Source organism: Bacillus sp. AK128, assembly GCF_053903075.1.
Genome location: NZ_CP096379.1, coordinates 2,527,501 through 2,547,082, shown reverse-complemented (window position 1 = coordinate 2,547,082; position 19,582 = coordinate 2,527,501). Strand labels below are relative to the sequence as shown.

At 35.1% G+C, this 19,582-nt stretch carries 20 protein-coding genes and 1 pseudogene (1 of these 21 cut by a window edge); 20 read left to right on the top strand and 1 reads right to left on the bottom strand.

Annotated elements, in window-relative coordinates; all coding sequences use genetic code 11:
* Positions 1 to 178: 178 nt before the first annotated feature.
* From M1D60_RS12650 to M1D60_RS12615, 8 genes and pseudogenes are all read left to right on the top strand, one after another.
* Positions 179 to 1,009, top strand: a pseudogene (locus M1D60_RS12650) (cache domain-containing protein); the annotation flags it as partial.
* Positions 1,004 to 1,951 carry a methyl-accepting chemotaxis protein gene (locus M1D60_RS12645; RefSeq protein ID WP_456279438.1) on the top strand — a complete coding sequence of 316 codons (948 nt, stop codon included), beginning with the start codon at positions 1,004 to 1,006 and terminating at the stop codon, positions 1,949 to 1,951. The pseudogene M1D60_RS12650 and the gene M1D60_RS12645, both read left to right, overlap by 6 nt.
* Positions 1,952 to 2,131: 180 nt before the next feature.
* The gene (locus M1D60_RS12640) at positions 2,132 to 2,488 is read left to right on the top strand and encodes a lmo0954 family membrane protein (RefSeq protein WP_456275233.1); all 357 of its coding nucleotides are present in this window, start codon (positions 2,132 to 2,134) and stop codon (positions 2,486 to 2,488) included.
* Between the two features lie 19 nt (positions 2,489 to 2,507).
* Positions 2,508 to 3,143: a PspA/IM30 family protein gene (locus tag M1D60_RS12635; RefSeq protein ID WP_456275232.1), complete on the top strand. Its 636-nt coding sequence runs from the start codon at positions 2,508 to 2,510 to the stop codon at positions 3,141 to 3,143.
* 91 nt (positions 3,144 to 3,234) lie between these two features.
* Positions 3,235 to 3,975, top strand: a complete 741-nt coding sequence (liaF, locus tag M1D60_RS12630; protein ID WP_456275231.1) for a cell wall-active antibiotics response protein LiaF — start codon at positions 3,235 to 3,237, stop codon at positions 3,973 to 3,975.
* Positions 3,972 to 5,018, top strand: a complete 1,047-nt coding sequence (locus M1D60_RS12625; protein ID WP_456275230.1) for a sensor histidine kinase — start codon at positions 3,972 to 3,974, stop codon at positions 5,016 to 5,018. The genes liaF and M1D60_RS12625 overlap by 4 nt, the downstream gene beginning before the upstream one ends.
* Positions 5,011 to 5,652, top strand: a complete 642-nt coding sequence (locus M1D60_RS12620) for a response regulator (protein WP_456275229.1) — start codon at positions 5,011 to 5,013, stop codon at positions 5,650 to 5,652. The genes M1D60_RS12625 and M1D60_RS12620 overlap by 8 nt, the downstream gene beginning before the upstream one ends.
* A gap of 201 nt (positions 5,653 to 5,853) precedes the next feature.
* Positions 5,854 to 6,447 carry a nitroreductase family protein gene (locus M1D60_RS12615; protein ID WP_456275228.1) on the top strand — a complete coding sequence of 198 codons (594 nt, stop codon included), beginning with the start codon at positions 5,854 to 5,856 and terminating at the stop codon, positions 6,445 to 6,447.
* A 64-nt stretch (positions 6,448 to 6,511) separates the two neighbouring features.
* Here the strand turns inward: M1D60_RS12615 and M1D60_RS12610 are convergent, their stop codons facing one another.
* Positions 6,512 to 6,895, bottom strand: a complete 384-nt coding sequence (locus M1D60_RS12610; protein WP_456275227.1) for a GtrA family protein — start codon at positions 6,893 to 6,895, stop codon at positions 6,512 to 6,514.
* Positions 6,896 to 7,077: 182 nt separating this feature from the next.
* Between M1D60_RS12610 and M1D60_RS12605 the strand changes: the two genes are divergently transcribed.
* The 12 genes from M1D60_RS12605 to M1D60_RS12550 form a co-directional block, all read left to right on the top strand.
* Positions 7,078 to 9,534 (top strand): beta-mannosidase, encoded by a 2,457-nt coding sequence (locus M1D60_RS12605; protein WP_456275226.1) that lies wholly within the window; start codon positions 7,078 to 7,080, stop codon positions 9,532 to 9,534.
* 199 nt (positions 9,535 to 9,733) lie between these two features.
* Positions 9,734 to 10,288, top strand: a complete 555-nt coding sequence (locus M1D60_RS12600) for a CBO0543 family protein (RefSeq protein WP_456275225.1) — start codon at positions 9,734 to 9,736, stop codon at positions 10,286 to 10,288.
* 379 nt (positions 10,289 to 10,667) lie between these two features.
* On the top strand, positions 10,668 to 11,270 hold the full coding sequence (locus M1D60_RS12595) for a hypothetical protein (RefSeq protein WP_456275224.1): 603 nt from the start codon (positions 10,668 to 10,670) through the stop codon (positions 11,268 to 11,270).
* Between the two features lie 86 nt (positions 11,271 to 11,356).
* Positions 11,357 to 12,364, top strand: coding sequence for a phosphotransferase enzyme family protein (locus M1D60_RS12590; protein WP_456275223.1), 1,008 nt, complete (start codon positions 11,357 to 11,359; stop codon positions 12,362 to 12,364).
* Positions 12,365 to 12,385: 21 nt separating this feature from the next.
* Positions 12,386 to 12,700, top strand: a complete 315-nt coding sequence (locus M1D60_RS12585; protein WP_456275222.1) for an iron-sulfur cluster biosynthesis family protein — start codon at positions 12,386 to 12,388, stop codon at positions 12,698 to 12,700.
* A 75-nt stretch (positions 12,701 to 12,775) separates the two neighbouring features.
* Positions 12,776 to 12,946, top strand: a complete 171-nt coding sequence (locus tag M1D60_RS12580; protein ID WP_456275221.1) for a hypothetical protein — start codon at positions 12,776 to 12,778, stop codon at positions 12,944 to 12,946.
* A gap of 94 nt (positions 12,947 to 13,040) precedes the next feature.
* Positions 13,041 to 13,541, top strand: a complete 501-nt coding sequence (locus M1D60_RS12575; RefSeq protein ID WP_456275220.1) for a GNAT family N-acetyltransferase — start codon at positions 13,041 to 13,043, stop codon at positions 13,539 to 13,541.
* 74 nt (positions 13,542 to 13,615) lie between these two features.
* Positions 13,616 to 15,403: an oligoendopeptidase F gene (pepF, locus tag M1D60_RS12570; RefSeq protein WP_456275219.1), complete on the top strand. Its 1,788-nt coding sequence runs from the start codon at positions 13,616 to 13,618 to the stop codon at positions 15,401 to 15,403.
* A 197-nt stretch (positions 15,404 to 15,600) separates the two neighbouring features.
* On the top strand, positions 15,601 to 17,166 hold the full coding sequence (locus M1D60_RS12565) for a spore germination protein (protein WP_456275218.1): 1,566 nt from the start codon (positions 15,601 to 15,603) through the stop codon (positions 17,164 to 17,166).
* A 2-nt stretch (positions 17,167 to 17,168) separates the two neighbouring features.
* Positions 17,169 to 18,272: a GerAB/ArcD/ProY family transporter gene (locus M1D60_RS12560; RefSeq protein WP_456275217.1), complete on the top strand. Its 1,104-nt coding sequence runs from the start codon at positions 17,169 to 17,171 to the stop codon at positions 18,270 to 18,272.
* Positions 18,265 to 19,440, top strand: coding sequence for a Ger(x)C family spore germination protein (locus M1D60_RS12555; RefSeq protein ID WP_456275216.1), 1,176 nt, complete (start codon positions 18,265 to 18,267; stop codon positions 19,438 to 19,440). The genes M1D60_RS12560 and M1D60_RS12555 overlap by 8 nt, the downstream gene beginning before the upstream one ends.
* Before the next feature lie 8 nt (positions 19,441 to 19,448).
* Positions 19,449 to 19,582, top strand: partial view of a hypothetical protein gene (locus M1D60_RS12550; protein WP_456275215.1) — the 5' portion only. Its footprint extends 31 nt past the window's final position; the window shows 134 of its 165 coding nt (coding positions 1–134); it begins with the start codon at positions 19,449 to 19,451; its stop codon lies off the right edge, out of view.

Genomic DNA, 19,582 nt, shown 5'->3' with positions numbered 1-19,582 from the left:
CGTCTCTACTTAGAGGCGTTTTTTATTTGCACACAACAATCCGTCTATAGGAATTCATTCCTATTTTATTTTGTAGGTTTATTACTATACTAAGAAATAGGAGAAATGTAATGAATGTTTAATCCTGAAAGCGTTAAACAAACAGACTAGAAAAAACATACAAGGGGAACTGGATCTAATGAAAAAATTTAAGCACAAGTTATTGTTAATCTTTTCAGTATTGGCTTTAATTCTAGTAGGAGTGATTGGGGCTTATAACATCATTACTTCCTTCAATCAAAACCAAGCTAGAATCCAAGATTACCAGCAGGATCTATTACAAAACTATGATACACAAATAAAAAATCAAGTTGAAACTGCTTATTCATTACTAAATGATGCCTATCAAAGATATCAGTCAGGTGAAATTACCGAGACTGAGGCTAAAGAACAAGGAGCTGAACTAGTAAAAGCACTAAAGTATGGTGAATCAGGGTACTTTTGGATTGATGATACAGAAGGGGTACTAATAGCTCATCCAGTTGCACCAGATACAGAGGGAAATGATCGCTTAAATATTCAAGATCCAGATGGAACATACTTAATTCAAAATATCATTTCAGCAGCTACTCAAAATGAGAATAACGGTTTTTCAGAATATGTATGGGAAAAGCCGGGTGTAGATCACCTTGTGGTTAAGCGTGCGTATTCTCAGCTATTTGAACCTTGGGGATATATTATAAGTACAGGAAATTATATTGATGATATAGATGCACTTGTTTCAGCAAAAGAGATTGAGTATAAGGAAGAAATGGTAGCTGACGTAAGAAATCAAATAATTATTATTGCTCTCTTACTTTTATTGTCAGGTTTTATTGCTTACTCATTTAGTAATAAAGTATCTAAAGACATCATCAATATTACTGAACATGTGAAACAAGTAGCCAGCAATGATCTGTCTGCTCAAGAACTAAAGATTTCTTCAAAGGATGAAATCGGTCAATTAGCGATTAATATAAATCAGATGGTTCACAATTTAAAGTCGATCGTGATTGACATCGTAAATGCCTCAGAAAAGGTAACGAGTCATAGTGATGAATTATTTAGATCATCAAGTGAAGTAAAAGAAGGAAGTAACCAAATCGCTTCCACCATCCAAGAGTTAACTTCTGGTTCTGAAACTCAAGCTAATTCTGCTTCAGAGCTTTCTTATTCAATGTCAGATTTAGTGACGAAAATCATGGAAGCAAACAGTAATAGTGAACAAATATCAAGCTCTTCAAATGAAGTTTTACAATTAACGAATGATGGTAATCAGTTAATGACAACCTCTATTAAACAGATGTCAGCAATTGATTTAATTGTCCAAGAAGCCGTTAAGAAAGTACAAGGTCTTGATGAGCAATCACAAGAAATTTCTAAGTTAATTGCTGTTATTAAAGCGATTGCTGAACAAACGAACCTATTAGCCTTGAATGCAGCAATTGAAGCAGCACGTGCTGGAGAGCAGGGGAAAGGCTTTGCAGTAGTAGCAGATGAGGTTCGTAAGTTAGCGGAACAGGTATCAAGCTCAGTTACTGATATCACAAATATTGTAAATGGTATTAAATCTGAATCGAGTCAGGTCGTAACATCTCTACAATCAGGTTATTCTGAGGTGGAAAAAGGAGCTGAACAGATTAAATTAACTGGAAAAACGTTCGGTGAAATTAATTCTTCTTTATCAGAGATGATTAGCCGTATACAAACAGTAACAAGCAATTTGTCTACTATTACGGAGAACAGTTCAAAGATGAATCAATCAATCGAAAATATTGCCGCTGTGTCAGAGGAATCGGCTGCAGGTATTGAGCAAACTTCTGCTTCTGTTCAACAGACGAATAGTTCCATGGAAGAAATCGCAGGAAACGCAGGACAGCTTTCAAAACTAGCTGATGATCTAAATAGCTTGGTCAGAAAGTTTAAATTATAATTTTTTCATTATTAAATCTGGAGCCGACTTGTGTCGGTTCTTTTTTTTTTGAGCTTGTAGCATTCAAGCTTAGTTCAAAATACGCCCCAAGTCTTAGTTGAAATATAGCTCTAGCTCATTATAGCGAAGCTTAGAAGGAGATAGAATGTAAACATGAGATACAGAAAGGAGGAAAAAACAATGAAGAAGTTTTTATTATTCGTAGCAGCTCTAATTGCAGTTGCCATTCTAATTGCAAATTTAGGGCCAATGATTCTATTAGGAGTAAGTGTATGGTTACTCTATGTTATTTTCAAACAGTTTCGAAAAACAGAGTCAACTTTCAAAAAAATTGTTTGGATCATAACAGGGTTAATTGTGGTAAGTATTGTAGTTTCAAACATCTATGCTGTAGTAGGAATAGCAGCTGCTTACGTCCTTTACATGATCTATAAAGAATGGAAAAAGAAGAAACAAGATGATGAGTTGCATCAAGGAGAGAGTAAAGAAGATCCTTTTACAAACTTTGAAAAACAATGGGCTGAATTAACTAAGTAAAAACAGAGGAGAGATAAAAATGGCTAATATCTTTAAGAGAATAAAGGAAACTGTATCAGCAGATCTTCATGAATTAATCGATGAAAAGGAAGAAAAAAATCCAATTGCAAAACTTAACCAATATTTACGTCAAAGTGAGCATGAAACCGAGAAAGTTCGGAAATTAGTGGATAGACAACATCGATTAAAGGAGGAATTTACAAAGGAATATAATCAGGCTTTAGAAATGACAACAAAACGGAAGCACCAAGCTGAAATTGCGCAAAAGGCAGGAGAGGAAGACTTATATAACTTTGCCATTAAAGAATACGAAGAGTATCAAGCAAGATCCGTTCGTATGAAGGAGATGCTCAAAGAAGCAAGTGCTCAGCTGACCATCCTAGAGCAAAAATATGAAGAAATGAAGCATCGTCTAAAAGATATGCAGCTAAGACGAATGGAATTAATGGGTCGGGAGAATATGGCGAGAGCACATTATCAGATTAACCATGTTATGGATCAAACAGCAGATCAACCCTATTCACGATTCAATGAAATTGATCAGTACATTAAGAATTTGGAACAAAAAGTAAATAATGCCTACTATCGTTCTTCTTTTGACAGTAAAATTGCCCAACTTGAAAGACAACAGAAAGAAGAAGTAACAACGAACTAAAAATATGGTATTCTAACATTAGAAGAAAAGACGCAGGGGAGCTGCGTCTTTTAGTTGATTATTATTATATCTGAGAGAAGGAGGACACCTTATGCTACAAAGACTAACAACAGAAACTATCAATAAGTTACTGATCATAGCGGTCATCCTCCTAGTTGTTGAACTTTCATTTTCAAATGGAGGTCTTATTGTAACACTAATTTTTTCTTCTCTACTCACTTATCTTGGATGGAAAAGATATCAAAAACTATGGGCAAAGATCCTATTTTGGAGTGGTCTGATCCTATTGCTTATCACTGTTCTTAATATGGTTGCTTTTCGTTTTCTGTTTATTGCAGCAATTATTTTATTCTTAATCCACTACACTCGTTCCCAAAAGACACCCGAAAAAATTATTCCTTATTTTGATAACTATCATAAAGGAACTCTAGAAGAAATCAATGAGCCATTACTTAAAGTTGAACCACTCTTACAACAACGTATTTTTGGAGATTTGAAAACTAGTGATGAAGCTTATAGATGGAGTGATATTAATATCCATGGAGGAGTTGGAAATCGGATTATCGATTTAAGCAATACAGTTCTTCCGGATGAATCTATCATTTCTATTAGACATTTTGTTGGAAATATGACCATTTATGTACCCTATGAAGTGGAAGTATGTATTGTTCACAGCTCTTTAATGGGGCGCGCTAATGTATTTGGAAACTATCACGAAAGACTAATGAATCAATCAATCATCTATCAAACTGAAGGCTATAACATCAAGAAACCACGTGTTAAAATACTCACCTCTATCTGGTCAGGCGATATTGAGGTGAAGAGAATATGACACTAGTGTTCAAACAGGTTTTGTATGGTCTTTCAATTTCAACTATCTGCGCAATTTTGTTGTTAACTGGCACCTTTATTGCTTTTCCATTTTGGAATTGGACAGAGCTTTGGAATGCAAATGTTTATGGGATCCCATATTGGATGGTAATAAGTACGATCACTATTGCAATTGGCTTAATTAGCGGTTTCTCAATGGGTTTATATTGGAATGATAAACTACTAAAGATTAAGGGGAATCTCGAGGAGATTATCAGAGGTCAAAAGGTTTCAAGGAGTAATTCAGAGACTGCTTATGAAGTAGTGTCGATTCACGAACAGCTTGTGAAACTTGAAGATAAATTCATAAAGCAGGCTGAGCTATCTCAGCGGTTAGCAACTGAAAGAGCAAATGAACGAGAGAAAAGTTTACAGGAAGTGGTTGTTCAGGAACGTAATAGACTTGCCCGTGAGTTACATGACTCAGTAAGTCAGCAATTATTTGCTGCCTCCATGATGATGTCAGCGATTAATGAAACCAATATTGAACTAAGAGGACCAATAAGCAAACAATTATTAATGGTGGAAAATATGATTCATCAATCACAAATGGAAATGAGAGCACTTCTCCTTCATTTAAGACCTGTTGCTTTGAAGGGGAAAACGTTGAAAGAGGGAATTGAAGAATTATTATCTGAGCTTACTCAAAAAGTACCAATGGATATTGTGGCGAAGGTTGAATCTATAGAATTGGATAAAGGTGTTGAAGATCAATTGTTTCGTATTCTTCAAGAATCAGTTTCAAACGCACTCAGGCACGCAAAAGCAAATTCGATACAGGTAATGTTAATTAATCGGGATGATAATGTCATTTTGAGGATTGCTGATGATGGAATTGGTTTTAAAGTTGAAGAGGAGAAAACAAGCTCCTACGGATTACAAAACATGCAAGAAAGAGCATTAGAGGTTGGTGGCTCCTTAAAGATTATAAGTCTTGAAAATCAAGGAACCAGGCTTGAGGTCAAGGTTCCATACATAAAGAAAGGGGTGGGTAACAATGATTAGGGTGTTGTTTGCAGATGATCATGAGATGGTAAGAATTGGTGTGTCTGCTTATTTATCTGCTCAGTCAGATATTGATGTCGTGGCAGAGGCTGCCGATGGAGGGGAAGCTGTTGAATTAGCTCTCGAACTAAAGCCTGATATTATTTTAATGGATCTCGTCATGAAGAAAATGGATGGAATCGAAGCAACGAAAAGAATTATTGAATTATGGCCAGAGGCTAAAATTATCATTGTTACCAGCTTCTTAGATGACGACAAAGTCTACCCAGCACTTGAAGCTGGAGCAACAAGCTATATGTTAAAAACGTCAAAGGCGAGTGGAATAGCTGACGCCATACGAGACACTTTTGCCGGACAAACGATTCTTGAACCGGAGGTAACCGGTAAAATTATGACGAAAATGCGCCAAAAGCCTATAAAGCACCTTCATGATCAGTTAACAGAGCGTGAATTCGAAATTCTTTTATTGATTGCAGAAGGGAAGACTAATCAAGACATAGCTGACCAATTATTTATCGCTATAAAAACGGTTAAAGTCCATGTGAGTAATATTTTGTCAAAGTTAGACGTTCAGGATCGTACACAAGCAGTTGTATATGCTTTTCAGCATGATTTAGTAAACAAAAACCTTTAGGTCTGAAATAAACATACACTTAATGCTATTTGCCTAGTTGAAGTAGCATTTTCATTGATTTCTTAACATATATTTTTAAGTAATCGTTACATGATCATCGCATCTTGAAACCATGTAGGAGCGTTAAAGGCTGTTTCCATACCTGAATAGTTAAAAGTCAAAATGAAGAAATGAAAAAAACTTTAACTGGAGGTATCTACAATGGATTTTTTAGATATTATTAAATCAAGAAGAAGCACGGGGCTTGTATCGGATGACCCAGTACCGAAAGAAGTAATTGAACAAATCCTAGAAGCTGGAACTTGGGCACCTAATCACCATCGAACAGAGCCATGGAGGTTTTTTGTCCTAACTGGTGATGGTAGGAAGCCTCTAGGAGAGGTTCTTGCTAAAATTGCAGAGATATCTATGGACGATCCTTTAAGTGAGGCCAGCCAAAAGAAATTAAACAGTACTAGAGGAAAACCTCTTCGTGCACCGCTTATTATTACTGTCGGAGTTGAGCCTAGTGATGATTCCAAGGTGATTGCCCAAGAGGAATATGGGGCTGTATACGCCTCCATACAAAACATGTTATTAGCAGCACATGCCCTGGGATTAGCTGGAATCTGGAGAACAGGTAAAACAGCCTATGATCCACTGATGAAACAGTTGTTTGGGATAAGCGATAAGGGAGACGTGTTGGGTTTCCTTTACCTTGGATATCCTAAAAGAGATGCTCCACCAGGTAAAAGGAAACCGATACAAGAAGTGACAAGGTGGCTGTCATCAGAAAATGAGTATGGTAAGTTATAAAATGATATTAAAGCTTTGGAAAAAAGACTGACAACTAAGATAATTGTCAGTCTTTTTATTTGAGCTATTTAAATGTCCACATATAATTCAGTGTAAAGTTTAAAATCGGAATAATGAGTACTGTCGTCAATTCTCCAATAAAATAATGTAGGGAAAGGATATTCACAACCGTATACATAATAAGGTAGTTAAGAATAAAACCAATCATAGATACTGTAAAGAATCGTATTAACTGCGTTTTAGTAAATAGACCTCCAAAGGTAAAGCGCTTGTTTAATAGAAAAGAGACAATCGTCATAATGACAAACGAAAGAGCAGCCCCATGGACAGGGTTTAAGTAAAGCCCTTCTACTAGTATAAAAACTGATAGAAAATAAATGGTAGTACTAATGATTCCTACTGCACTATATTTTATAAATTTTTTTAAAAAATCATTACTTACTTGCATAGGGTTATTTCCTCTCAAAGAAGCATGTAATAGGTGGACAAGACCTATAGGAAGATTAAATCATATAGAACATATGGGTGACAACTATTTACAAAACCAAACTGGATAGCCTTTGATTTTTTGTAGTAAAAAGTGTTACTAATTAGATAAAGAATTTAAATAATGCAAAAAAGGATGTTTCTATGAAAAAACTTATATTAAATGGTGAATGGCAGATGAAAGAAGCACACGGACACGTCTGGAAAAAGGCTGTTGTTCCTGGTTCAGTAATGAATGACCTTTTAACACATAATATCATTGACGATCCTTTTTATAGAGCAAATGAGGATACTGGATTAGAAGTTGCCTCTAAAGATTATATTTATTCTCGAAAGTTTGAAGTTGACGGAACGTGGCTCAAACATAATAAAGTGGCCATCCTATTTGAAGGAATAGATACCTTATCGAAAATTTCTGTAAATGGGAACTTGGTAGCTGAAACTGATAATATGCACCGAACATATGAAATTGACTGTAAAAATTTCTTGAAAGTAGGAGAAAATGAACTTGTTGTTGAACTTGGCTCTCCACTTCATTACATAAAAGAAAAGCAAAAGGAATTACCATTATGGGGTGTGAAAGACGCAGTAGATGGATATCCACATCTCAGAAAGGCACATAGTATGTTTGGGTGGGATTGGGGGCCGAAAATTCCAGACCTTGGTATTTGGAGAAATGTTTATTTACAAGCTTGGAATGTTGGAAGGCTAGATGATGTCTATATCACCCAGCAGCATGAAAGTGAAAGTGTATGGCTAAATATAAGGGCTACAACTGAAACATACAATGAAGGTAATTATAAAGTTGAAGGAAAAGTAATAAGTCCGAACGGGGAGATATGGACTGAAACAATGGATGAATTCGGGACTGCTTCGATCCATATAACAGATCCTAAACTATGGTGGCCCAATGGATACGGAGAACAACCGTTATATAAGATAGAAGTGTATATGAAACATGGAGATCATGTTCTTGATCAGAAGGAATACAACATAGGACTTCGTACGATTACAGTGAGACATGAACCAGATCAATGGGGAAAATCGTTTGAATTCGTAGTTAATGGTATTTCCATCTTTGCAATGGGTGCAAATTATATTCCTGAAGATAATATATTAGCAAGGGTCACTTATGAAAAGACTGAAAAACTAATCCGAGATTGTGTTGAAGCTAACTTTAATATGATTCGTGTTTGGGGTGGAGGCTATTATCCTGATGATCGTTTCTTTGACCTTTGTGATCAGTATGGAATCATTGTTTGGCAGGATTTTATGTTTGCTTGTTCTGTATATGAGTTGAATGATGATTTTGAAGAGACTATAAAGCGTGAAGTGATAGATAATGTGAAACGGATTCGACACCATGCAAGTCTTGGGTTGTGGTGTGGTAATAATGAAATAGAGGAAGCTTGGGTTTATTGGGGTGATTTTCCGAACAATCAACCTAATAGAAAAGCTGATTATATAAAAATATTTGAATATATTATCCCAGCTCTTATGAAAGAACTGGATCCACAAACCTTTTACTGGTCTTCTTCTCCGTCTTCAGGCGGAAGCTTTGATGCACCAAGAAATCCAGATGTAGGGGATATGCATTATTGGGAGGTTTGGCATGGCTTAAAGCCATTTACAGAATACCAAGATTACTTTTTCCGCTTTTGTTCTGAATTTGGTTTTCAGTCGTTTCCTTCTCTTAAGACCATTAATAGTTTTACCCTTCCCGAGGATCGTAATATCTTTTCTTATGTAATGGAGAAACACCAAAAGAACGGAGCTGCAAACGGAAAGATTTTATTCTACCTATCAGAAAATTTCTTATATCCAAAGGACTTTGATTCCTTGTTATATGCCTCACAATTACTTCAAGCAGAAGCAATTAAATATGGTGTAGAGCATTGGAGAAGAAATCGTGGACGTTGCATGGGGTCATTGTATTGGCAGTTAAATGATTGCTGGCCGGTTGCTTCATGGTCAAGCATTGATTATTACGGGAGATGGAAAGCACTCCACTATTTTGCGAAACGTTTTTATTCGCCGCTTTTATTATCAATAAAAGAAATGGGCAAACAGGCAGAAATCTATCTGACAAATGATACAATGGAAGATGTGAATGGCCGAGTCGAGTGGAAGCTTCGTTCAAATGCGTCTGAGATCATTCATCAGGGAAGTATAGACGTTACAGTTAAATCCTTATCAGCCGAGTTGTGTACAGAACTCTCATTTGATGAAATGTTAACGGAAAGGGATTTGAAAAGTACTTATTTAGAATGTCAGCTATTTACAGGCGGGGATTTAACTAGTACAAGCACAATATTATTTATAAAACCAAAGCATTTTGAATTCCTTGATCCTGAGTTAAGCTTTGAACTTATAGAAGAAGAAAACAACTTCGAACTCACCGTAAATTCGAAAAATTTTACGAAATATATTCAGCTCGAATTAAGAAAAGCGGATTGTAAATTTAGTGATAATTATTTTGACTTATCAGCAGGGGATATAAAGCGAATTATTATTAATAAAGATAGCTTAAGTCATGAGCTAACTGCACAGGAATTTAAGGATCAGTTATTGCTAAGAAGTGTCTATCATATAGCAAATTAATAATTAAGACCACTCTATTGTAAATAACTGGAGTGGTCTTTTAATACCTTTTATAGTTGGATCGAGCATCTGTTGGTATTTGTAGAAGGGTTTTTCTAACTTTTAGTTTGGTTATTTTTTCTTAGATTGAACAAAATAGGATTACATGTTTGAATAACTTTGGATGATATTAATGTGCCTATAGAAAAGAGTGAGATCGATGAAACAACAGGAAACCTTTCATGAAATTGTTGATAAGCGAATGGAGCTTTCAAGTTTATTTCATCAATATTGGGAGAAATACTCTAGCTTTCACACATGGGAGTTTTGGGTAAACATAGCGATTCTCATTATTCCACTAATTTTATTAGCAATTTTTATAGATAGAAAAAGAATATTTGAAATCGGATTCTTTGGGTTTACTATTCACTCCATATCTATATATATAGATGTATATGGTATTAATGAGGGCTTATGGGGATACCCTTATCAGGTTACACCCTATCTTGTATCCAATTTCTCACTGGACGGGTCCTTGCTTCCAATCACCTGTATGTTTATGCATCAATATACTCATAAAAAAGGGATTATTTATTATATCGGTATGCTAGGACTTGCTATTATTTTCTCCTTTATGATCAAACCCCTATTTGAAAAGATTGGATTATTTTATTTAGCACCTACTATGTCTTACCCAAAATTATTATTATTTTATTTAGTAGGGGTTAGTATTGCCATTGTGATTTCTAAAGTCTTTTATAGATATTCCAAATAGACACAAATTCTTTACTGAAGTTCCTGATTCAAATCATTGACTGTATATGCCATACTCTTTAAAAAGAGTATGGTTTTTTCTTATAAAAAGTGAAATACACAACAATAATGTTGAAGGACTATAATCTTGCAGAGAATATCACGCAGGAGCCGTTTATTGGGTAAATATTGAAATTAGCCAAGGTGAGCAAAAAAAGCTTGGTTATTCAACATTCCTTCATTTTAGCCTAATGAAATCAAACAATTATTCAATACCAATTTTGTTTATTGAAAATTTTCCATTTTTCTGTAATCATAAATTATAAGAATAGTAGTAAGCTAGCGTGATAATTAGGCAGCTGTTTTATGGTCATAGAAAATAGTAGAAATGAGTGTTATAAATGTTTGATAGTCTTCCATTTAAAAAAACAAATTTTGGAGTAGGTGACTTTATCATCTATTTATTTAAGGAGCCTAATCTGTTTACTTTTTTATTTCTCCTTGTTTTAATCATTACCGTTCTGTTATGTACCCTAATTGTTCGTAATACTAACAGGATGAAGAGGGTTGTAGGAATTATATTTTCATTATTATTCTTTATGTCTGCTTGCTCCACTCTTTATCCTTTTGCCAAGGAGTACAAACATAATACTGATTCAATGGAACTAGTAAAAGCGATAAAGTCTATAATTGATGAAAAGGAAGTTACCACCTTTACTGTTCTTGACACAGCCTTTGTATCAAGCTACTTATCTCCAGATGGTTTGTATTGGTTGGATGAGTTGAGTTTAGTAAAGTCATGTAAACAAGGTGTGGTTTTGCAAGTTGAAGATCCAAGCGGGAAATCTTATTATGTAACAGGTCCAGTTCAAGTTAATGAATCAGAGAATAATCAAACATATTTAAATGCCTACTCGATTTCTATGGATGAAATTATAAACGGACTATTTCAAGGCGAGCTGTTTGTGCCATCATCGATCTACTCAGAGATTGACTGCCGTTAGAGGGCTTTTCTCTCTTAAAATAATTATAATTAATTTTTATAATCAATTTACATAACACTTTTAAGAAAGAATGAGGGGGAAATATAATGATGAAGCTTAGTGTCATGAACAAGATATTAGAAACGGTAGATTCTGAGTGGCGTAGTCGTTTTGTCGAAGAAGAAATCATTAAAAATTGGAAATATGATAACGGGTCAGTTTACTATTATCGTGCTTCCTCAAACTTTCTCTTTATCTTTAAGGAAAATGGAGTTAGAAGATTTTTGAGATTTAATGATTCTAGTGAGCGAAGTCTCAAGCAAATCCAATCAGAAATCAATCTTTTGACCTACTTAAAAAGAAAATCAATAGATGTGGCAGTTCCGGTTCTATCTCATCATGGCAATTTTGTGGAAGAGATCGTCACTTCAAAAGGTACTTTTTATGGAGTTGTGTTTGAAGCTTTACCTGGAGAGCATAAAGAAATGAACGAATTAACTGAAGATGACTATGTTAAATGGGGAGAAGCACTTGGGAAACTACATTCTTCGTTCCAAACAGTACCCGACTCCATAAAGGTAGAAAGGCATAGTTGGAGGGATCAATTAGTATTTGTTGAACACACGCTTCTAGAAGACGATGATGCTGCAACAAAAGAGTTGCACTTTTTAAACGAAACTTTAACTAAATTACAAACGAACGAAGAAAGCTCTGGACTAATACATTATGACTTTGAGTTAGATAACCTATGTTGGAGTGAAAAGGGTATTAGCATACTTGATTTTGATGATAGCATAACTAGTTTTAGCGCAGCCGATATTGCTTATGCACTTCGAGACCTATTTGTTGATGAAGTAAGTCTTGAACACCCTGACTTTATAGCTTTTCTAAGAGGTTACTCCAGGTTTAAAATTATTGACGATAATCAAATTAAGTTAATTCCAGTTTTCTTAAGACTACATCACTTAGTACAGTACGCTAAGCTGCTCCATTCAGTAGACATAACGGTGTCACACGAACTTTCAGAAGGTTTTAATGGATTAATTACCAAGCTTTCAAATAAAATAAAAGAATATCGGAATGGATTTGAACATTTAACAAAAGCATCTCTTTAAATGGGAGGAGGACTGATTGAGATGGAAGTTGTATTAAAGCCTTTAGCAATTCAACAATTTAACTCGGTTAGTTTACAGGAAAATGAGGGAATCCGAATAGAAGCCATATTTATAGGGAGCTGCGCAGTATTTGTAGAGTATCATCTTTTCATTGATAAAAAACACATCGATGATTCTTCTTTTCAAATAGAAGGAATTCAGGTGTTAGTTTCAAAAGAGAGCGAAAAACATCTACCTGATACCATCTATATAGATTATAGTCCAAATCTCGGCTACAAAATTTACTCTGCAGAGGAGACCTTTCGTTATAACCTTGCTCTTGTGAAAAGGACATAATTAAATTCTATGGAAATTCATTATTTTTCTACATAACGGCACATACTAATAAAAACTTTAGTGGGTGGCGAAGTTATGAAAAAGGAAAAGGAACCAATGTTTAAAAGTGGAGAGCTTGTAGACGATCAATTAAAAGGATATTACGGGATGGATCCGGAGCAGAGTCTACAATCGGTGAATTTCGCAACAACTGAGAATCCTTACTTAAACGAGCATTATCAAGTAGACTCAAAAGAGAATGAATAATTGACAAGTCATAGTCTCTATATAGGGAGTATGGCTTTTGTTATGATGCTGAATCAATTATACAAAATAATACTAGTCTAATAGGAGGAATCATATGCTACAGACAACACGCTGTATTCTAGTAAAACCACAGCAAGCTGATGTTGAGAGTGTAATAAACCTTCAAGAAAACCCAGAAGTTAGAAAGTATCTTGGTGGGCCTTTAAAAAGAGAGGAAATCATAAAAAGGTATGAAAAGCTTATGGCTGCTTCTAAAGATGAAGTTTACTTGATCATTAAAGAAAAGGAAAGTTTTGAATTTATCGGTTTACTCTCATTAGACACACATCATGATGGTAAATCGAAAGAACTGTCTTATCAACTTCTACCAAAGTGGTGGGGTAGTGGATATGGAAGTGAAACGATTAAGAGAGTGATGACCTATGCGTATAATGAACTCAAGATTACTAGATTAGTAGCAGAAACACAATCGGCTAATATTGCTTCCTGTAGACTTTTGGAAGGTTTAGGGATGACGATTAAGGAAAAAATAGAAAGGTTCGGTGCAGAGCAGATAATCTATGAGATTTCAATAACAGATAACTATGAATTCTAAATTCATACAAAATTCTTGAAAATGGCGTATAATAAGAAAATGTTAATAATTCAACTAGAGGGAGGATAATAAAGATGAATACATACAAAACAAGAGAAGCTGTACCAATAGAAGAAACTTGGAGACTCCAAGACATTTACGAGGATTCATCTGCTTGGCAAGCAGACTATGATCAGGTTGTAAATTTAACTAAAAAACTTAAAGAGTTCGATGGCAATATTCAAAATGGGGAGTCATTGTTAAGCTACTTAAAACTTGAAGAGGAAATTAGCTTTATTTATCGGAAGCTCTTTGCATATGGGATGCTTCAAAATGATTTAGACACCCGTATCACCTCGGCTCAGGTTCTTCGTGATAAAGCAAGTCAATTAGGTCAACAGGTTAGCGCTGCCCGTTCTTTCTTTATGCCATTTTTACTGAGTCTAGATGAAGAAACCTTAAAGAAATACATAGAAGAAGCTGATGGTCTAAACTATTTCGAAAGAGATTTATACGAGGCATACCGTTATAAGAAGCATGTCCTAACAAAAGAAAAGGAAGAAGTTTTAGCCTTAATGGGTGAAGCTCTCTCGGCACCAAGTAAGATTTATGGAATGCTCAACAACGCTGATATCAAGTTTGGTGAAGTGACAAATGACGAGGGTGAAAAAGTAGAATTGACTCGTGGTATGTACGCAAAAATCATTAAAGGTGAAGACCGAAAAAAGCGTGAAGAAGCCTATAAAGCATATTATAAGCCTTATGTTGAACAGCAAAATACGATAGCTGCAACACTTGCTTCTGCTATTAAAAATAATGTTATAACAACCAAGCTAAGAGAATATCCTTCTGCTTTAGATAAGGCTCTTTTTGCTGATGTTGTTCCTAAGGAAGTTTATGAGAACCTAATTGAAGTGACAAAGGCTCATATCGCACCTATGCACAAATATACAGAAATTAGAAAGCAGTTACTCGGCCTTGACGAATTAAGTCCATACGATTTGAATGTTCCTTTAGTTCAAGGTGTTGAAAAAGAAATTTCTTACGATGAAGCGTATGAAACCATGTTAAAAAGCCTAGAGCCACTAGGTGAAGATTATGTCTCTACATTAGCAGGCTTTAGAGAAAAGCGCTATTTTGATGTTAGAGAAACACCTGCTAAACGTTCGGGTGCTTATAATATGGGAGTATATGGTGTTCATCCTTATGTATTATTAAATCATCAGGACGATATTCGTAGCCTATTTACGCTAACTCATGAATGCGGTCACGCCATGCACTCGCATTACAGTAGTAAGCATCAGCCTCAAATAAGTGCAGGTTATTCCATATTTGTTGCAGAGGTTGCCTCAACTGTAAACGAGATTTTACTGATTCGTTATTTATTAAAAACGACAACTGATATTCAAATGAAAAAATATTTATTAAACTATTTCATGGACAGTTTCAAAGGTACATTCTTTACACAGGTTATGTTTGCTGAGTTTGAAAAACTAACTCATGAAAAAGCAGAAAAAGAAGAGCCATTAAATGTTGATGTATTCAATTCAATTTATGAAGAAATATTCCAAGTATACAACGGGGACGCTCTTAAACTAGATGCTGAGATTAAGTATGGATGGTCTAGAATCCCACACTTTTATCGTCCATTCTATGTATATAAATATGCAACTGGTTATGTATCAGCTATTCAAATTGCCGATAAAATTCTCTCTGGTGATCAGGAAGTATTAGAAAACTATCTTACCTTCCTGAAAAGTGGTAGTTCTGACTATCCATTAGAGCTTTTGAAGAAAACAGGTGTTGATTTAACAAAGCCTGAGCCGATTCAAAATGCATTAGCTATTTTTAGTGATCTTGTGGATGAGTTCGCTCAATTGTAAATAACTGAAAAAGGTGTAGAAAATCCGGATGATTTTCTACACCTTTTTTGTTTGTATATCTTTCGACTTACTTTCCATGATTAAGACTACCTAACTCCTTATAGAGCCTTATATTTAACTCTATTAAGTTGAAAATAGAGGTGCATAATCTTGATAATCTTGGAAATAGTAGTGGTAATAAATTCTTCTAATATGAGGTGTTTTACTTGTTTGGTTTTTTTAGAAGAAGGAACCCGTCATCATGGCAACAACATAAGAACCACACTGACCAAGAAAGTCCAAATCAACCCCGGTTAACTTCTATATTAGAAGATAATTTAAACACAATTGACCAACTAATGGATTCTCCCACTGATTTGGTTATTAGAAAGTTGACAGTAGGAAATTATCAACTATCAATTGTGTACTTTGACGGATTAATCGATAAAGTGACGGTAAATGAATATATTATCAAAAACTTACAGACTGAGCTCGGGAAATTAAAGGAAGCTGAATCACCTTCTGAACAATTTTTAAATCATTTAAAAAATGAAGTTTTAAATATTTCTAACATAAAGCTGGTCTCTACTATGGACAAGCTCATGTTAGATATTTTGTCTGGAGATACGGCTGTCTTAGTTGAGGGAATAGATCAGGCAATAATTATAGGAACAAAGGGGTGGGAAGGCCGATCAGTTGAAGAGCCCATTACAGAGGCATTGGTACGGGGACCGAGAGATGGGTTTACAGAGAATATACGAACGAATACCGTGCTTGTTAGAAGGAGAATTAGAGATCCTAACCTTCGTTTTGAATCATTTAAGGTAGGAACTCGTTCTAAAAAAGATCTAAACATTGCCTATATAGCTGGAATTGCTCATCCGGAAATTGTAGAGGAAGTAAAAAGAAGAATCCAGTCAATTGATCTAGATGATGTCCCAGAGTCAGGTTATGTAGAACAAGCGATTGAAGATAATTTTTTATCACCGTTTCCACAGATGTTAAATACAGAACGACCCGATAAAGTTTCAGCGGCTTTGACTCAAGGGAAAATTGCTATTTTACTTGATGGTACTCCTTTTGTACTCCTTGCTCCTTTAACCTTTGGTGAAACCATACAATCTCCTGAGGACTATTATGAACGTTGGTATATCGGATCTTTAATAAGAATGTTGCGTTATTTTTGTGCTTTTATTGCTTTATTTTTACCAAGCTTATATGTTGCACTTGTCTCGTTTCATCCAGGAATGATTCCTTCAAAACTCGCTTTTTCTATTATTTCAACAAGAGAAGGAGTTCCATTCCCATCCTTATTTGAAGCCTTTTTTATGGAGCTTACAATGGAGATTTTACGTGAAGCGGGGGTTCGTTTACCGAAGCCAATTGGCCAAACAGTTGGGATTGTTGGTGGGTTAGTTATTGGCGAGGCTGCTGTAAGTGCAGGGATTGTAAGTCCCATTATGGTTATTGTTGTGGCTGTCACCGCCATATCTACATTTGTGATCCCCACTTATTCTTTTGCGATTTCAATTAGAATGCTGCGCTTTGTTTTTCTTATAGTAGCAGGAGTATTTGGTTTTTATGGAATCATCTTAACTTATATTATGATTAATATTCATTTAGCAAATTTGAAATCTTTCGGGGTTCCTTACACCGCTCCATTTGCCCCAAGCTTCTACCGAGATTGGAAGGATCTTGTAATTAGAGCACCACTCACGTTTTTTAATAAAAGGCCGAAATATATGCAAACGGGAGATGACATTCGTATGAAAGGGAGGAAATAAGTATGAAACCCTTTGAGTATGCGGATTCTGACATTGGCGGGAAAGAACTAGTCTATATTATTTCTTCCATGTCAATTGGGGTTGGAATCTTAACTTTACCTCGATTAGTTACAACTCATACGAAAACCTTTGATGGCTGGATTCCCATTCTATCAGCAGGTGTTTTCTTTATTATTTTTGGATGGCTTTTAGCAAAAACGATTTCAATCTACGGTAAAAAAACATTTTTTGAATACTGCTCTGTATCACTTACTAAACCAGTAGCATATTTTCTGACCATCGTTTTAGCATTCACATTTTTAGTTACTTGTTCACTTGAAGCGAGAGTGGTTGCCAATATTTCAAAGCTCTATATGTTTGATCAAACACCAATTGAAGCAGTTGCTCTAGTATTTATCTTAGTGGTTGTATACGCAGTACTCGGTTCTAGAATTGCAATCATTCGTTTAAACATGATGTTTTTGCCTATTGTTCTGTTCGTTACTTTACTAGTTCAGGCATTTAATATCACGTTATTTGATATCGATAATCTACGACCTACATTTACAACGCCACTTTCAGGACATTTGCAGGCGGCTCAGGAAACGGTTTTTTCTTATATAGGTTATACCGTTATTCTTGTTTACATTGGCTTAATGAAGAATCCTAAAGTGGCACCTAAAATGACTATGATAGGGATTGGTATTCCGGTTCTACTTTATCTGATTATCTTTACTATAGCAGTTGGTGTTTTTGGAAATATGGCAACTGCCCAAATTACATATCCTACTATTGAAGTGGCAAAGGAAATAGAGGCACCTGGTGGGTTTCTTGAACGACTCGAATCTATTTTCTTCACTGTTTGGATTATGACACTATTTAATACAGCTTCTATGGCACTAGATATTGTGATTCATTTACTTCGTTCAGTTTTTAACATTAATAAAAACAAGTTAATTTTTATTTTGTCTCCAATTATTTATTTGATTGCTATGACTCCAGAAAATACAAACCAAATTCAGCTACTAGGCAAATTTATTGCAACAATAGGGCTATTTTATGGTGTCATATTCCCAGTTTTCTTATATACGGTCCAACGAATAAAAGGGGTCGATCAAAATGGTTAAAATAAAACTGGTTTTGATTTTTAGCATTTTACTAATTAATACAGGTTGCTGGGACTCTATTGAAATTGAACAACGTGGGTTTGTAATTGGTGTTGGGATTGATTTAGAAGATGGAGAGAAAATAGACGGTGAAACAAAATTAAAATTAACCCAGCAATTTGTCGTTCCAGGTGCCATGAGTGGAGGCGGGTCTAGTAGCGGGGAAGGAGCAGAATCCGCATTTGAAAATATTGAATCTGAAGGAAGCACTCTATTTGAGATGGTAAGAACAGTTGCTGCAAGAACAAGTCGCTCCCCGTTTTATGAGCATATAAAACTTATTGTAATCTCTGAATCTGTTGCAAAATCAGATAAATTCCCAGATGTCTTAGATTTCTTTCTTCGTTATCCTGAAATGAGAAGAGGGATACAGGTCATGATTACACCAGGTAAAGCAAAAGACATTTTAGAGTTAAAACCAAAAAACGAAAGACTGCCTGCTATGTATATACAATCTATTTCAAAAAATAATTATAAAAATTCTAGAATGATTCCACCAACTAGAATAGGGGATCTCCATGAAGAATTATTAGGAACAAATAGTTATATGATTCAGATGATTTCTAAATTCAATAAGGATGAAGTTAAAATTACAGGTCATGCAGTTATTAATGGAAAAGAAGATCAACTAATCGGGTTCATTCGAGAAGAGGCAACGGAAGGTGTTAATTTTATTACGGGAGAAATCAAAGGAGGACTTCTTCAAGCAAAGGTTGATGGTGAGCATATTGTATTCCAAATTGATCAAGTGAAAACAAAAATCGAACCTAGGTTAAATAATCAGGATGATATAAGTTTCAAGGTTGATATAAGAACGAATGGTTCCATCCCGGAATCTTATGCCCCAATAGATCTACTAGATCAAAAGGTTATTAAAAAAATTGAAGAAGGGGTTGAAAATCGAATCCGTGAATTTGTTGATTTAGCTGTACAAGAAGTACAAAAGGATTTGAAAACGGATGTGTTTGGATTTGCAAAACAGGTTAGTATTAACTATCCTGACCAGTGGATAGATTTAAAAGACGATTGGGATAGCGGAGAAAATTATTTTTCTCAAAGTGAAATTGATCTAAACATTGATGTAACAATCACTAGGAGTGGTGCAATAATTAAATCCACTCTCGAGTAGGAGGAAAAATGAGAGAATTAATGAACATTATGATTCCGGATACTAGAGATATACTTTACGCATCATTAGCCTTCGCAATTCCTTTTACTATTACAAAGATTATTGAAAAAGTATTGGATGCAGGTAAACCCAACTGGAAGCG

What these genes read in the sequence shown, in the direction of transcription:
- M1D60_RS12645 (WP_456279438.1), top strand. Translation starts at nt 1,004, where the DNA reads ATGGTTCACAATTTAAAGTCGATCGTGATTGACATCGTAAATGCCTCA.
- M1D60_RS12640 (WP_456275233.1), top strand. Translation starts at nt 2,132, where the DNA reads ATGAAGAAGTTTTTATTATTCGTAGCAGCTCTAATTGCAGTTGCCATT.
- M1D60_RS12635 (WP_456275232.1), top strand. Translation starts at nt 2,508, where the DNA reads ATGGCTAATATCTTTAAGAGAATAAAGGAAACTGTATCAGCAGATCTT.
- liaF (WP_456275231.1), top strand. Translation starts at nt 3,235, where the DNA reads ATGCTACAAAGACTAACAACAGAAACTATCAATAAGTTACTGATCATA.
- M1D60_RS12625 (WP_456275230.1), top strand. Translation starts at nt 3,972, where the DNA reads ATGACACTAGTGTTCAAACAGGTTTTGTATGGTCTTTCAATTTCAACT.
- M1D60_RS12620 (WP_456275229.1), top strand. Translation starts at nt 5,011, where the DNA reads ATGATTAGGGTGTTGTTTGCAGATGATCATGAGATGGTAAGAATTGGT.
- M1D60_RS12615 (WP_456275228.1), top strand. Translation starts at nt 5,854, where the DNA reads ATGGATTTTTTAGATATTATTAAATCAAGAAGAAGCACGGGGCTTGTA.
- M1D60_RS12610 (WP_456275227.1), bottom strand. Translation starts at nt 6,895, where the DNA reads ATGCAAGTAAGTAATGATTTTTTAAAAAAATTTATAAAATATAGTGCA.
- M1D60_RS12605 (WP_456275226.1), top strand. Translation starts at nt 7,078, where the DNA reads ATGAAAAAACTTATATTAAATGGTGAATGGCAGATGAAAGAAGCACAC.
- M1D60_RS12600 (WP_456275225.1), top strand. Translation starts at nt 9,734, where the DNA reads ATGAAACAACAGGAAACCTTTCATGAAATTGTTGATAAGCGAATGGAG.
- M1D60_RS12595 (WP_456275224.1), top strand. Translation starts at nt 10,668, where the DNA reads ATGTTTGATAGTCTTCCATTTAAAAAAACAAATTTTGGAGTAGGTGAC.
- M1D60_RS12590 (WP_456275223.1), top strand. Translation starts at nt 11,357, where the DNA reads ATGATGAAGCTTAGTGTCATGAACAAGATATTAGAAACGGTAGATTCT.
- M1D60_RS12585 (WP_456275222.1), top strand. Translation starts at nt 12,386, where the DNA reads ATGGAAGTTGTATTAAAGCCTTTAGCAATTCAACAATTTAACTCGGTT.
- M1D60_RS12580 (WP_456275221.1), top strand. Translation starts at nt 12,776, where the DNA reads ATGAAAAAGGAAAAGGAACCAATGTTTAAAAGTGGAGAGCTTGTAGAC.
- M1D60_RS12575 (WP_456275220.1), top strand. Translation starts at nt 13,041, where the DNA reads ATGCTACAGACAACACGCTGTATTCTAGTAAAACCACAGCAAGCTGAT.
- pepF (WP_456275219.1), top strand. Translation starts at nt 13,616, where the DNA reads ATGAATACATACAAAACAAGAGAAGCTGTACCAATAGAAGAAACTTGG.
- M1D60_RS12560 (WP_456275217.1), top strand. Translation starts at nt 17,169, where the DNA reads ATGAAACCCTTTGAGTATGCGGATTCTGACATTGGCGGGAAAGAACTA.
- M1D60_RS12555 (WP_456275216.1), top strand. Translation starts at nt 18,265, where the DNA reads ATGGTTAAAATAAAACTGGTTTTGATTTTTAGCATTTTACTAATTAAT.